Origin of the sequence: Chryseotalea sp. WA131a (assembly GCA_025370075.1) — a bacterium.
Classification (GTDB): Bacteria; Bacteroidota; Bacteroidia; order Cytophagales; family Cyclobacteriaceae; genus ELB16-189.
In genome coordinates, this window is the sequence record CP073016.1 from 3,697,523 (window position 1) to 3,711,646 (window position 14,124).

The following is a 14,124-nucleotide window of genomic DNA, read 5'->3' on the forward strand; positions in this document are numbered from 1 at the left end:
AGCATATGTAAAACCGATAGAGGTTTTTTCAGCTAGGTTATCTTCGTTGCGAATTACCAACTGGTATTTGTTGGTGAGGCGCTCAGAAAGTGTTTTTTTTGGTTTCACCAGAGGTAAAATTTGGGCAAAGGTAGGGAATAGAAATCACTTCACCAGCACTGCAATTATCCCTGAACTAGCCAAGCAAATAAATTTGGGATCCAATATCGGAAGCGATAAAAGGGTAGACAATTTTTCGAAGGTTGGCAACCTACTGTGATTTCGACTTAGGATCGGGGTACATCCTGATTCCAGTCATACACCTTATCAGAGATTTCTGTTAGTAGATTAGGATCTTTTTCAAGAGCGTTGCCAATTACAATCAAATCGGCACCCGCTTCCAATGCAGCAATTGCTTTTCGCGAAGTGTTGATTCCACCACCCACAATCAAAGGAACATTGACAGCCTTGCGAACAGTTGAAATCATTTTAGGGCTAATTTCATTTTCGGCTCCGCTTCCGGCATCTAAATAAATTAATCGAAGACCAAGCATTTCGCCAGCCAACGCAGTGCAGGCGGCCAACGAGTATTTATCTTCGGGTATGGGCGTGGTGTTGCTGATGTAGGCGACCGAAGTAATTTTACCAGAATTGATGAGGATGTAGCCAGTGGGCATCACTTCGAGTTTGTTATTTTTTAATATGGGTGCTGCAATCACATGCTGTCCGATCAACAAATCAGGATTGCGGCCGGAGATCAACGACAAAAATAAAAGCGCATCTGCTGCTGGATCTATCTGTAAAGAACTGCCTGGAAAAATAACTACGGGTATCGAAACATTTTCTTTAATATGCTTGATCACTTCTCCCAAGTTGGCCGTAGTCACTAAGCTGCCGCCCACAAAAAAGAAATCAACACAATTTTCATTCGCCAACCGAATCAGTGGGTTCAGTTGATCGGGATCGTCTACCTTATCGGGATCTACCAATACCGCAATGGATTTTTTTCCTTCGCGGTGACGGCTTTCTAAGCTTCTAAGAATCTGCATTTTTTTGTTGGCGTGTTTTTAAAAATTCTGATAATGCTTCTTTGGCGATATCCAGCAGCATAACGGTGGCCGTGTCTGCAATTTTTGCCCCGATGGCAGAAAACGCACTGGGTGTTTCTTCTTCCTCTTCTACCATTTGGTCGATTGGGGCAGGGGCGGCTTGCAGTTGTATTTTTGCTTTGCTTTTTTTCTTTTTCTTACCAGAGCCAAGCTGACTTACCAGTAAGTAAGTAACGGCCAATGCACCACCAATGATGAGTGCATTCTTCAGCACCTTCTCGGTTTTATCAGACATATCTTTCACTTCCTTCTCCAACTCGCGCTTGTGCCGCTCGCTGGTTTCCAAAAGTTTTTTGCGTTCTGGGTTTTGGGTTTCTAATAATTCCATACTCAGCTGGGGCGTTTTTCTTGGTGCTTGATCATTTCACTAAACTGGTACTCAATTTTTTTACTGATAGATTTTCTGAATACCAAAAACACAATGCAAGGTAATCCATAAATGCAGGCCACAATCCAATAGCCTATAAAAGGTTGCTCGAACAGACTGTTGAGGTAATGGGCCAAACCTACACTAAAAAAAAGCAGAAACAAAAAGGCCAACAAAAGCACCACGCCCACCACCAATCCGCGCGATAAAATTTTGGCTACCTCGTCACGCACTTCCAATTTTACCAACGCCACCTGCGATTCCACATATCCCGTAAGGTGACCTATCAAATTTTCCAGTCGCAGCAGCTTAGCAATCGATCTTTTCAAATCCATACATTAAAATTCAAGTAACACCTGCCCTTTCTCTACACTTTCTCCTTTTTTCACCTTTACATTTTTGATTACACCTTCTCTTGAAGATTTTAGAATATTCTCCATTTTCATGGCTTCCAATATCAATAACGGTTCACCCGCTTTTACCACGTCACCCGCTTTTACTTTTAAGTCTATGATAAGGCCTGGCATCGGAGCTTTGACATTGTTGATTTTACTGGCACTGCCATTGGCAATGCCCATTTTTTCCAACATCAAATCCAATTTTTCCTTCAACGCAACCACGTACACATTTCCATTGACCTTAAACGTAAAGGTCTTGGTTTCACTATCTGATTTTATCCATTCAGCACGATAGGTTTTATTTTGATAGAGGATGTGAAAATACCTTTCTGAGATTTTGAGAATGTCCCACTCCAACGGTTGGCCATCCATCAAAAAACCTTCTTCAGTAGAAGTGATTTCAAATTTCTTATCATTTACGGTGGCCTGTGTCATGGGCAGATTTTTGATGTTTCGATTTACGATTTTTGAATTGATTTACCAACAAACTATTTTTTCAACACCCACTTCATCAAAGGGCCGCTGGTCATGCTGGTGATGAGTGCCATAATAACCAACGACACAAAAACTTTTTCGTTGATCAATCCATTTTCTAAGGCAATCAATCCCAAAATAATTTCCATAGCCCCGCGTGCATTCATACCAAATCCGGCAGCCATCGATTCGCGCCACGTAAATCCGCCCAAGCGTGTGCCTAATCCGCTGCCAATGATCTTTCCCGCAAAAGCGATGACTACAATAATAATGGTAAGACCTATATCAAAATTGGTAATAAAATTTACACGCAAACCAATGGATACAAAAAACAAGGGGGCAAAAACATTATTGATAAACTGGTGAACGATTTCTTTTGCCCGTTCGCTAAAATGAACCGAATCGCCAAACGCCACGCCCATAATAAAGGCACCAAATATGGCATGAATACCAATATACTCCGTAAAGGCAGCGCCTAAAAAACACAAGGCCAGTGAAAATGAAAGCACGCCACCCGGCCAGGCCATTTTTTTGTTGATCCACGGGAGTATGCGATTCAATAACCCACGACCTAGGGTAAGCATGATCACGGTAAAACTGATGGTGAGCAAAATCGTGTTGGTAAATGACATGCCTCCGCCACCTTTGCCAATCATACCCAATATTGCCGAAAAAATAATCCATCCAATTACATCATCGATCATGGCAGAAGCCACTACCAACAAACCCATGCGTGACTTAAAAAGATTTAGGTCCATGAGAATGCGAACAATGACGGGTAAGGCAGAGATGGCCATGGCTGTGCCCATGAACAAAGAGAAAACAAGCTTTGCTTCTTTATCGGCCAACCCAAAAAAATCCGGAAATAGATACGGCAATGTAAAACCAAACAAGAACGGCACCACCAACCCGAACAAACTGGTAAGAATGGACTGCCTGCCCTGCTGCCACACAATGTGCAAGTCCACTTCAAGCCCTGCAATAAAAAGCAGCATCACTACTGCTACTTGCACAAATCCAGCAAGCACTACACCTGAAGTGGCACTCGGAGGAAACAAAGTTTCAAACCACAATGGCTCAATCATGCCCAGCACAGTAGGGCCTATGATGATGCCGGCAATCAGTTCGCCCACCACTGCGGGTTGCTTCAGCCTTCTGGCAATTTCAGCAAACAATCTCCCCATCAAAAGCATTGTGCTTAGCTGAACCAATAAAACCATCACTTCATGATGCGATAGCTTACTCATGCTTAGTGGATTTTATTACCAACAAATTGCAAGGCAGATTGGCAAATACATATTCTAGGTCGTGCGGAAAAAGCCGGTCTAGCAAAATCAATCTTTCTTTTGGCGCACTCACCACTAACAAATCCGCCTTTTTTCGCTCCGCAAACCGCGCCAATTCAAATCCCGATTTACCTGACAGCATCTTGATGGTAATTTTCAAACCCTGATGTGGGATGTGGGCAAGTTTTCGTTCTACTTGTTCAATCTCTTCGCGCACCATCTCTTGTTTGCTCTCCGCATACTCTTGTTCGTTACATTGTTCATTCACCGCCAAGGTCAACCCCAATAATTTTAACTCGCGCACCACGTGCAGCCAACTGGCGTTTTCCAGTTGAGCAATTTTGCAAGCTGCCTGCAAAGCCATTTCGGCATGTGGGCTCTCTTCGGCATCAACAACCACGTTTTGCAACGGCATTAACTCTGAGGTTGGGTTTTGTATCATCAAAATAGAGCAGTTGGCTTTTCGCATAATGGTTCGTGCCACTGTGCCGATATAGTTTTTAAGAAGATTCTCCTTTTTTAAAGCACCGGCTATCAGCAAATCGATACCCTTCTCTCGACAAACGGATAAAATCTCAGAAGCTATAGAGCCCTGCCTCCAAATTAGCTTGTGGTTTACTCTAGAGAGGTCAACTTTTTGCAACAAGTTTTGAAATTGCTCTTCTTCTTGTGGTGTCTGCTTACCAATATGCACCAAAATCAGTTCTGCCTTAAATAGATTGGAAAGCCTAGCAGCGATTACCAAAAGCGATTGTGCCGTTGGGGAAATGGCAATCGCCAAACCTATTTTTTTTACTTCAAAACTCATTGAAGCTACAAGATAGTAAAAGTGCCGCTTACTTAACTTTTTTCATTGGCCTCAGTCGTTAGTTGAAACTATAAACTTTTGGTGCAAGACTTTCAGTTTCTTAAAATATAGTTTTGAAGCTATTGCTTGGAGTTTTTTGGGGTAGTAATTTTTCTCGCTTTGGGAATAAGTATTATTTGGGGTTAAGAATTTCATTCTTTTTACAACCTATCGACTTACAACCGATCGATGGTGGTTTAGTTTATTTGAACTGGGTTTTTTGGTGCGGATTCTCAATAAGCGAGGCTACTTCAAAGTAGCAGCAATTCTTGGAATTACCGCTTTTATTCCGTACTATATTTGGTCGCCAGCCCGAACCCTATGGAAACGACTGTTTCGATGCACCTCGTAAGCACATGTTTTGTTTCGCTTTTTTTGGTCGAGATAATTGCTGGCTTGGTTCCGTGCCACGGATGGATCCAAAGGATCTGGGCTAGGGCTATTCATTGTCAAGAGGCTTTAGAAAAATTGAGGGGTGACATTTCCATTGAATCAACCTACGGTCGGGGCACTAGCTTTACCGTTCATTTGAACACACACTTGCTGACATAGATAAAAAAATTCACGCTCACCCAATTCTACTTGAAGCTAAAAACTATCTTTGCGGCCTCATGGCAAATACTGAAGACAATCTCTTAAAAAACATTATCTCACACTCCAAGGAGTACGGGTTTATTTTTCCTTCCAGCGAAATCTATGATGGCCTTAGTGCCGTTTACGATTATGGCCAAAACGGAGCGGAGCTAAAAAACAATATTAAAGAATACTGGTGGAAATTTATGACGATGATGCACGACAATATTGTGGGCATCGACTCGGCCATATTTATGCACCCCACCATTTGGAAGGCCAGCGGCCACGTAGATGCCTTCAACGACCCGATGGTGGACAACAAAGATTCTAAAAAAAGATACCGGGCCGATGTCTTGGTGGAAGATGCCATCGCCAAAATTCAAGATAAGATTGACAAGGAAGTAGAGAAGGCAGCCAAGCGATTTGAGAACTTTGACAAAGCCATGTTTGTGAGCACGAACGCACGTGTAGTGGAGTATCAAAAGAAAATTGAGGAAGCCAACACACGGTTGAAAGATGCGATGAATGGCTCCAATATGGAAGCCCTAAAGCAATTGATCATTGATTTAGAAGTGGCGGATCCAATTTCGGGAACCAAAAATTGGACAGATGTTCGCCAATTCAATTTGATGTTCTCTACCGAAATGGGTTCGGTGGCAGAAGATGCCAACAAAATTTACCTTCGACCCGAAACGGCCCAAGGCATTTTTGTCAATTTCTTGAACGTGCAAAAAACCGGCCGCATGAAAATTCCTTTTGGGATAGCACAGATCGGCAAGGCCTTTCGAAATGAAATAGTGGCGCGCCAATTCATTTTTCGTATGCGCGAGTTTGAGCAGATGGAAATGCAATTTTTTGTGAAGCCAGGAGAAGAGATGAAATGGTATGAATACTGGAAAGAAAAACGCTTAAAGTGGCACAAGGCTCTTGGCCTAGGTTCAGAAAACTATCGGTACCATGATCATTTAAACTTGGCCCACTATGCCAATGCCGCGTGCGACATTCAGTTCAACTTTCCCATGGGCTTTAAAGAGTTGGAAGGCATACACAGTCGCACGGATTTTGATTTGAAGAGCCATGAAAAATATTCGGGCAAAAAGTTGCAGTACTTTGATGCAGAAGATAATCAAAATTATATTCCTTACGTGGTAGAAACTTCTGTAGGCTTGGATAGAATGTTCTTGTCGGTGTTGTCATCTGCTTATAAAGAAGAAAAGCTTGAAGATGGTAGCGACCGCGTGGTGTTGCGCATCCCTGCGTCACTGGCGCCCAATAAAGTAGCCATCCTTCCTTTGATGAAGAGAGATGGCCTTCCCGAAAAGGCAATGGAAATCATGAACGATTTGAAGTTTGACTTCCGTTGCTTCTACGAAGAGAAAGATGCCATTGGAAAACGATACAGAAGACAAGATGCCATTGGTACACCGTATTGCATTACCATCGATCATCAAACATTGACTGACAACACCGTAACCATTCGTCATCGCGATAGCATGAAACAAGATCGGGTAGATGTGGCAGCGGTCAAATCAATCATCCAAGAATCTGTTTCGTTGGCTTCATTACTAAAAACGATTTAAGCGCAAAAATCTTAAATCTTAAATCGAACATCCCAAATCTTTAATAATGCACCCCGCACTCAACAAAAATCTATTTTTCGTTAAAGAACATGTAAAAGTTTTTAAGGCCGCCAACAGTTTTGATGTGTTGGACCCCGAAACCAAACAACTTATTTTCCAATGCCAAGAAGAAAATTTAGGTTTCTTCACTAAGTTTTTTCGGTTTACAGATTACAAACGCATGACCCCGTTTAACATGGAGATCAAAACACCCGAAGGGCAACGGCTGCTAACCGTGCGAAGAGGTGTGTCTGTCTTTTTGTCTACAGTGGAAGTGTTGGATGAGCGAAACACATTGATCGGAAAATTTAAGCAACAATTTTTTTCCATTGGCGGAAAGTTTGAAGTACTAGACGCGAGCGAGCGACCGTTGTGTATGCTGAGAGGAAAATGGACAAGCTGGGATTTTAAGTTCGTCTCAAACGATGGAAAAGAATTTGCCACTGTCACCAAAAAGTGGAGTGGCTTGGGCAAAGAGTTATTTACTTCTGCCGATAATTACATTTTACAAATCAGCCCTGAAGTTCCTGCAGGTCATCCTTTGCGATTACTGATTTTAGCGGCTGTTATGTGCATTGATTTGGTTTTGAAAGAGTGATGATGAACTGGCTCCAACTCCTCTCTCCTCAGCGACTGGATGCAAAATCCGATTTCGCAGAACCTTCGCGCAGTGCGTTTGAGCAGGATTATGACCGCATTATTTTTTCGCATCCGTTTCGTAGGTTGCAAGACAAAACACAAGTGCACCCTTTGCCCGAACACGATTTTGTACACACTCGCTTAACGCATAGTTTAGAAGTTTCTAGTGTTGGCCGATCGCTCGGCAAAAAAGTAGGTGAAGTAATCTTGCAACGCCATCCGGAATTGAATGCGCAATCTTCGCTTTTTGATTTCGGAGCGATTGTGGCCGCGGCAGCATTGGCGCATGATTTAGGCAATCCACCTTTCGGGCATGCTGGTGAAGATGCACTGTCGGATTTTTTTCTGCATCACCCGCACGGCCAATCATTCGAAGAAAAAGTGACAGAAGCCGAATGGGCCGATCTTACGAAATTTGAAGGCAATGCGCAGGGCTTCCGCTTGCTGAATAAAAAGCAATACGGATTAAAATTAACGACTGCAACATTAGGTGCATTCACCAAATATCCGTGCCCATCCTTTTTTCCCAATCGTGATAAATCAAAAAAGAGCCAGAAAAAATTTGGTTTCTTTTTGTCTGAACAAATAGCATTTGAAAAAGCCGCCTCTCAACTTGGCCTTCTAGCTGGAGAAACCAGTTGGTGCCGCCACCCGTTGGCTTTTTTGGTGGAAGCTGCGGATGATATTTGTTACAGCATTATAGATTTAGAAGATGGTTGCCGATTGGGTTTAATCAGCTTTGCTGAAACCATAGAAATGATGGCCGCCATATTGGGCGATCAATTTGACAGCAAGAAATTGAGCAAACACATTAGCTTAAACGAAAAACTGGGCGTATTGCGCGCGATGGTAATTGGTAAGTTGGTCGATGATTGCACAAGCATTTTTTTAGATCAGGAAGTGGCCATTCTAAACGGAAAATTTGATCAGGCCTTAACCGATGTGGGTACGCACAAAAAAGCCTTGACTCAAATCAGCACAGTTTCCATCGAAAAAATTTACCGTGCACGACATGTGGTTGAAATTGAGGCGGCAGGCCATGAAGTTCTGCCCGGCTTGCTCAGTGAGTTTTGTTTATCGGGATTTCAGTTAAAAAACAAGAATCATTCACGAAAGTATGCAAATCTAGCATTGCTGTTACCCGAAGAGGTTCGGTGGAGCATTGAGCAAGATTCAGTAAGTGATTATGACATCCTACGCCAAATCATTGATTTTGTCTCTGGCTTAACCGATCGGCACGCCATTTCACTCTTCAAAAAAATCAAAGGCTTTTCGGTTTAATTTTTCCTAATTTCGTAGCCTATATGGAAGCTTACGGAAAAATCCTATTGATAGCCATGCCTGCCTTTTTGGTGCTGGTGCTTTTTGAAAAATGGTACGGTTGGCGCAAAGGGAATGACACGGTGCGAACCAACGACATGATTTCAAGCCTTAGCTCGGGCATGACCAACGTTACCAAAGACGTGCTGGGCTTAAGTGTCATTATTATTTCGTATCCGTGGTTGCAGCAAAAAGTGCAATTGGTGCAAGTGCCCAGCGGGTGGGTGACGTATGTCGTTGCTTTTATAGCATTGGATTTTGCCGGATATTGGGTACACCGCATCGCACATGAGTATAATTTGTTTTGGAACAACCACATCATCCACCACAGCAGCGAAGAATTTAATTTAGCCTGCGCGCTTCGGCAAAGTATTTCAAGCATTGTAAAAATATTTGCCATCTTTTTGTTACCTGCTGCAGTGTTGGGTGTGCCAAAAGATGTGATTGCTATTGTGGCACCTCTTCACTTGTTTGCGCAGTTTTGGTACCACACACAGCACATTGGCAGCATGGGTTTTTTGGAAAAAATTATTGTCACACCTTCGCACCACCGCGTGCATCATGCCATCAACCCTGAATACCTAGATAAAAACTACGGACAGATTTTTATTTTTTGGGATAAATGGTTTGGTACGTACCAAGCAGAATTGGAATCGGTGCCAGCAGTGTATGGCGTCACAAGGCCAGTGCAAACGTGGAACCCTATCAAAATAAATTTTATGCACCTGTGGCTTTTGATACAAGACGCATGGCGTGCAAAAAGACTGGAAGACAAACTGAAAATCTGGTTTATGCCATTGGGTTGGCGCTCTTCCGATGTGGCCGCAAAATACCCCGTTCAAAAAATTAAAGATGTATATCATTTCGACAAATACGATCCTGCTACAGCAAAAGGCTTAATGGCTTGGAGTTGGACTCAACTAGTTATCCTGTTGATTTTTTTAAGCTACTTGTTTGGCAACATTGCCACCATCGGCACACCCAATATTTTTCTTTATGGAGCCTTTGTTTTTTTAACAGTCTATGCCCTTACTGATTTAATGGACAAAAATATCTCTTCCATTTTTTGGGAAATGCTTCGCAGTGGCTACGGCATCTATTTGATTTTCTCTCAAGGCGATTGGTTTGGAGCCAATACGTTCGTGCCCGGCATCAGCAATTTTGTTGTCTGTTACTTTATTCTTTCAATGGGTGGTGCTGTTTATTTTGCACTTCAGCAGAGAAAAGAGAGTAGTGAGTTGAGGATGGCTTAAAGAGCAGCGTCCCTCACAACCGCTTCCGCCTCCATCTCCACTAAATATTCCTCTCCAATCAATTCAGCTTTTACCATGGTGTTGGCAGGTTGAATATCTTTAAATCGCTCGCCATGGGCGCGGGCAATGGGTTCCCAATCATGTATGTTTCTGATGTAGATGCGTGTGCGCACCACCTCTTGCAAACTTCCCCCCAATGATTGTAATGCCCCTTCAATTTTATCCAGTACAAAATGCATTTGTGCAGCGGGGTCACTTCCGCCAATCAATCCGTTGCCGTGTGTAGCAGTTGTACCCGAAATCAAAATGCGATTATCCTTTCGGATGGCTCTACTGAAGCCCGCTAGGTCTTCCCAAACTGTTCCGCTCAATGCTTTCGTTCGGCCATCTTGCCCGACTTCTGTCGGATACGGAGATGGAGTAGATTCTAGGTGATGACTCAGATCACCAGAAGCGGTAAGAAAGGGTGGCTTGCGGTATTCGTCACCGCAATCACCGGGTATTGCAGTCAATTGTTTTAGTGATTCGCGAATCAAATTTTTACTCACGTCATCCAATTGTAACGTGAGCAGTTTTTTATTCTCTTCGATGTGTTCGCTCTGACCAAGGCGTGCGCCAATAATGACACCACCCACAGCGGGCTGCTCTAAAATAAAGCGACTGGATACATTAGCAATGGATGTGTTGTTCTTCTTGCTTACCAAATCCAATGTATGTAACAATTGCTGAAATTTATCCCAACCGCCAGCCGCGTCCACAAAACGTTTGTATTTCATTTGAGACCAAGTGAGCGATTCACTCATAATGGGTGCTGGTTTATTCAACCATTTTTCTGAAAGAAATCCTCCCGCCAAGGTGCCGAAGGCCAGTAATTTTATCTGATGTTTTAAACAGAGGGCAGTCATTTGGCGTGATGCCCGTTGGTCTAGCAACGAATAACAAACTTGATTGGAAACAACCGTGATACCACTGTTTACAACCATCGATAAATGAGCAGTATCGAAATTGGTAAGACCAAGATGAGCAATAAGCCCTTCTGTTTTTAAATCTTGCAACCAATACAAGCAATCTAACCAAGCAGGGTGAGCATAATTCCACGCATGAAATTGTAATAGGTCTATCTGTTCAGATTGCAATCGCCTAAGTGATTTTCGGATAGCCTCTTTGACTTGTTCTTTTTTCACATGCCCCGGTTGGGGCACCCACTTGGTAAATAACTGAGCTTTATTTCCTCCATATTTTTTGTGAAATACTCCAGCGATGTCTTCTGCCGAGCCATAATGATCGGCCATGTCAAAAGTGGTGAAGCCATTATCAAAATATTGCTTCATGTCGAGTGCTGCTTTTTCAGCGTCAAGCAAACGACCATCGCGCTCTAAGTCTGCCACTTGCCATAAACCGGTAAGCACTTTGCAAATCGAAAGATTGGTAGCAAGGGTAATACTATTGGGTGTATCCATCCTAAAAAAATTACTCAGCAGGTAAGTTAGCAAAATGTGTTTTTGTATCTACGCCCATTCGCTTTAACCGTTTCCAATAAAAAAGAAAAATGGAAGAAGCGATGAGCATCACGATTAGCCAAACAGGAGTTGAATGAAAGTACCAAGCCCCTACCGGTGCAGAAAAATCTTTGCTGATGTGCACCCACAAAAAACTCCCCAGACAAAATACACCCAAGCCTGCTACAACGCGTTGTAGCTTGATTGACTTAAACACCGTAATTCGTTTTGCGATTTCTGGATTGGTAAAGGGCAGCACGATTACCGATAAACACATCAACAAATAATTTACCAACATAGAAGTAACCATGATATCAATGCCCAGAAAAAAATCTCCCGCAAAGTGACTACCTAAAATACCAATGGAGGCCATTGTTCCGCTCAGTAAGATAGCCGCATGCGGTGTATGAAATTGGGCATGAACCTTTGAAACTTGTGAAGGGAAAATGCCGTCTTTCGCCCACGAAAATAGCAAGCGCGAAACGGCTAATATCATAGCGGGCAAATCGTTTAACAACGCCACGGCTGCTCCTGCAATAATCAATACCGCCCAACCCGTTGGTAATAAATAACCCAACAACCCGGGAGCCGTTACGTCTTTTGTCAACGCCTCTTGCGCTACAAAACTCCAAGGCACAGTGTGGTAAAGTGAAAATGTGAAAACAAAATAGAAAAGTGTTACGCTAATGATGGCAAGACCAATGGCACGAGGCAAGTTGCGTGATGGGTTTTTGGCTTCCCCTCCGGCTTGCGCAATGGAATCGAATCCAATGAAACTTGAAAACAACAGCGAAGCACCTGCCAAGAAGGTTGTCCACTTAAATTCGGCAGTCGATGTTAAAATGTTTCTTCCTTCCTTGGTGAAAACAGCTTCCGTAAAATCTTTTTGGGTAAACGATAACCCAATCACAATCACCACTGCGCCCAAGCCAAACATAAGTATCATAAGCGGAATCAACGTGAGCTCATAAAGCGTTACGCCTCTAATGTTTACATATACAAACATCCATAAGATCACCATGGCGAGCGTAACACGAACCCATCCGCTATTCAACAGCAAGCCCAAATCTGTAAACTTTAATAGCAATAAAATATCTCGAACAAATGGAACAATGACGTACGATACCACACCGATGGCAATGGACAAACCAAACCATTGCGAAAAACTGGCAACAAAACCTAAGTATGGACTGAGTGAGCGGCTCGCATACACGTAACTTCCGCCTGCGCGTGGCATGGCCGAAGCAAGTATAACGTAAGCAAAGGCTGCGAGCGATGCCGGAACAGCAGCGAACAAAAATGCCGTCAATACATAAGGTCCAATGCCGGGCACGTTTCGCTGAATCATAAACGGCACAACATAAATAGAAGCGCCCACCATCGAGCAAATGCCAGTGGCAGTTAAGCCCAACAGTCCCATTTTTCGTGAAAGAGCTGGTGAGGAAGTGGCGGCCATTAAAAAATTATTTGATCAGTAACACGCGCTGATTAACTGGGTACACCCATTCCACTCCTCGTTCGGTGACCACGGCATCGTCTTCCAATGGTATGCGCAACTTGCTACCGCCCCACTCGGGCATGGGCGTGTAGGCAAACAATTCGATGGAAAATAAATTGGAAGGCTTCACTACATAGGTTAACTGCACGGGATTAAAAAAAGCAATCGATGGCCCTGTTCCATGCCCCCAATCGCCCACCGAATGACAACCAATGATTACATCGGTTTTATTTTCGGTTGTTGGCTTGTTAAATTCAATTTGAACAAAGCCAGCCTCCTTCAATGCTTTGTAGATATTCTCTTCGTTTTGTTTGGCAGTGATGTGTGGCTTGATGGAGCTTTTTACAACGTCCCTAACTTTTATTGCTTGATCAAATGCATGTTGAATGCTTTTTGGAACTTCTTTCTCACCTTCTTTTAGTACATATGCCATGCGCTTCATGTCTGTATAAAAATTCATAAGACCCACTCCCCAATCCAGCATGAGTATATCGCCTCGCTGAATGATGCGATCCGTTGAAGTCGCTTCAATTCCTTTGGGGCCTGTTACATAAATAGAAGGCATGCCGAAAGAGGATTGTAAATTGTTTTTAAACAGTTGCTCCTTCATCCACCAGGCTACATCTTCTAAGGTAGTAACCCCAGGAGTGATCACCTCATTGGATAAAGCGCGCTCGGCCAGTTGATAGGAATAATCTCCAGCTTCGGCAAACACGGCAATCTCAATGGCTACGTGGCGTGATCTGAAATCTGAAAAGAGTTTTTCTGCCGAAACAAATCTCTCTTCGTACTTTTTTCCGAGGATTTCAGCTAATTGCATCCTACCTGTGTACGACAAACCATCGGCACCACCAATATCCTTGGACATGTTCAGGCCAATGCGCTTGGGGTCTCGCTTTTGTACAAATTCTTTCAGCTCACTTTCAGAACCAAAATAATCATAGGCATTTGTTTTTTCTAATAGGTAACCATCGATGCCGAGCACCGCCCGTTCAATCCGCGGCTTACCAATGTCAGTAAAAATGTAATAGCCCGTGTGCCCCACATAACCTTCTCCCATTTCTGAATAGAGCGGATCAAAATTTCCTTCCCGCGACATGATAATCCACATGTCAATTTTGTTCTCGCGCATTACCTCGGGCAAAATCAAATCATATTTATCCAATCGAATTTGATTTGTCTTTCGCCATCTCCGAAACGACTCTTGCGAAAAAACAAAAGATGGTAGGAGGATGAAAAATAGAAGTAGGGGAGTGCGCATTC

The 14,124-nt window shown here is 43.2% G+C and carries 14 protein-coding genes; 4 read left to right on the forward strand and 10 right to left on the reverse strand.

Features of this window, described 5'->3' with window-relative positions:
* Window positions 1-266 precede the first annotated feature (266 nt).
* From KA713_17010 to KA713_17040, 7 genes are all read right to left on the reverse strand, one after another.
* Window positions 267-1,028, reverse strand: coding sequence for a geranylgeranylglyceryl/heptaprenylglyceryl phosphate synthase (locus KA713_17010; protein ID UXE66136.1), 762 nt, complete (start codon window positions 1,026-1,028; stop codon window positions 267-269).
* On the reverse strand, window positions 1,015-1,416 hold the full coding sequence (locus KA713_17015) for a hypothetical protein (protein UXE66137.1): 402 nt from the start codon (window positions 1,414-1,416) through the stop codon (window positions 1,015-1,017). Before KA713_17015 ends, KA713_17010 begins: the two co-directional genes overlap by 14 nt.
* Before the next feature lie 2 nt (window positions 1,417-1,418).
* Window positions 1,419-1,790, reverse strand: a complete 372-nt coding sequence (locus KA713_17020; GenBank protein ID UXE66138.1) for a phage holin family protein — start codon at window positions 1,788-1,790, stop codon at window positions 1,419-1,421.
* A gap of 3 nt (window positions 1,791-1,793) precedes the next feature.
* Window positions 1,794-2,288 carry an acetyl-CoA carboxylase biotin carboxyl carrier protein subunit gene (locus KA713_17025; protein UXE66139.1) on the reverse strand — a complete coding sequence of 165 codons (495 nt, stop codon included), beginning with the start codon at window positions 2,286-2,288 and terminating at the stop codon, window positions 1,794-1,796.
* 53 nt (window positions 2,289-2,341) lie between these two features.
* A complete protein-coding gene (locus KA713_17030; GenBank protein UXE66140.1) occupies window positions 2,342-3,574 on the reverse strand; it encodes a cation:proton antiporter in 1,233 nt (410 codons plus the stop codon).
* Entirely contained in the window at window positions 3,567-4,421 is an 855-nt protein-coding gene (locus KA713_17035) for a universal stress protein (GenBank protein ID UXE66141.1), read from the reverse strand. Before KA713_17035 ends, KA713_17030 begins: the two co-directional genes overlap by 8 nt.
* A 333-nt stretch (window positions 4,422-4,754) precedes the next feature.
* Entirely contained in the window at window positions 4,755-4,907 is a 153-nt protein-coding gene (locus tag KA713_17040; protein UXE66142.1) for a hypothetical protein, read from the reverse strand.
* Between the two features lie 164 nt (window positions 4,908-5,071).
* Between KA713_17040 and KA713_17045 the strand changes: the two genes are divergently transcribed.
* Genes KA713_17045 through KA713_17060 form a run of 4 tightly spaced genes read left to right on the forward strand, consistent with a single transcriptional unit; the run spans window position 5,072 to window position 9,864 of the window.
* Window positions 5,072-6,613 (forward strand): glycine--tRNA ligase, encoded by a 1,542-nt coding sequence (locus KA713_17045; GenBank protein ID UXE66143.1) that lies wholly within the window; start codon window positions 5,072-5,074, stop codon window positions 6,611-6,613.
* A 46-nt stretch (window positions 6,614-6,659) separates the two neighbouring features.
* Window positions 6,660-7,250, forward strand: a complete 591-nt coding sequence (locus KA713_17050) for an RNAase (GenBank protein UXE66144.1) — start codon at window positions 6,660-6,662, stop codon at window positions 7,248-7,250.
* A gap of 2 nt (window positions 7,251-7,252) precedes the next feature.
* On the forward strand, window positions 7,253-8,572 hold the full coding sequence (locus KA713_17055; GenBank protein UXE69174.1) for a deoxyguanosinetriphosphate triphosphohydrolase: 1,320 nt from the start codon (window positions 7,253-7,255) through the stop codon (window positions 8,570-8,572).
* A 23-nt stretch (window positions 8,573-8,595) separates the two neighbouring features.
* On the forward strand, window positions 8,596-9,864 hold the full coding sequence (locus KA713_17060) for a sterol desaturase family protein (protein ID UXE66145.1): 1,269 nt from the start codon (window positions 8,596-8,598) through the stop codon (window positions 9,862-9,864).
* On the opposite strand, the gene KA713_17065 is transcribed toward KA713_17060, so the two are convergent.
* Genes KA713_17065 through KA713_17075 form a run of 3 tightly spaced genes read right to left on the reverse strand, consistent with a single transcriptional unit; the run spans window position 9,861 to window position 14,122 of the window.
* Window positions 9,861-11,324, reverse strand: coding sequence for an aldo/keto reductase (locus KA713_17065; protein UXE66146.1), 1,464 nt, complete (start codon window positions 11,322-11,324; stop codon window positions 9,861-9,863). The genes KA713_17060 and KA713_17065 overlap by 4 nt on opposite strands.
* Before the next feature lie 10 nt (window positions 11,325-11,334).
* Complete coding sequence (locus KA713_17070) at window positions 11,335-12,819, reverse strand: APC family permease (protein UXE66147.1); 1,485 nt, start codon at window positions 12,817-12,819, stop codon at window positions 11,335-11,337.
* 7 nt (window positions 12,820-12,826) lie between these two features.
* Window positions 12,827-14,122: an aminopeptidase P family protein gene (locus KA713_17075; protein UXE66148.1), complete on the reverse strand. Its 1,296-nt coding sequence runs from the start codon at window positions 14,120-14,122 to the stop codon at window positions 12,827-12,829.
* Between the last annotated feature and the right edge of the window lie 2 nt (window positions 14,123-14,124).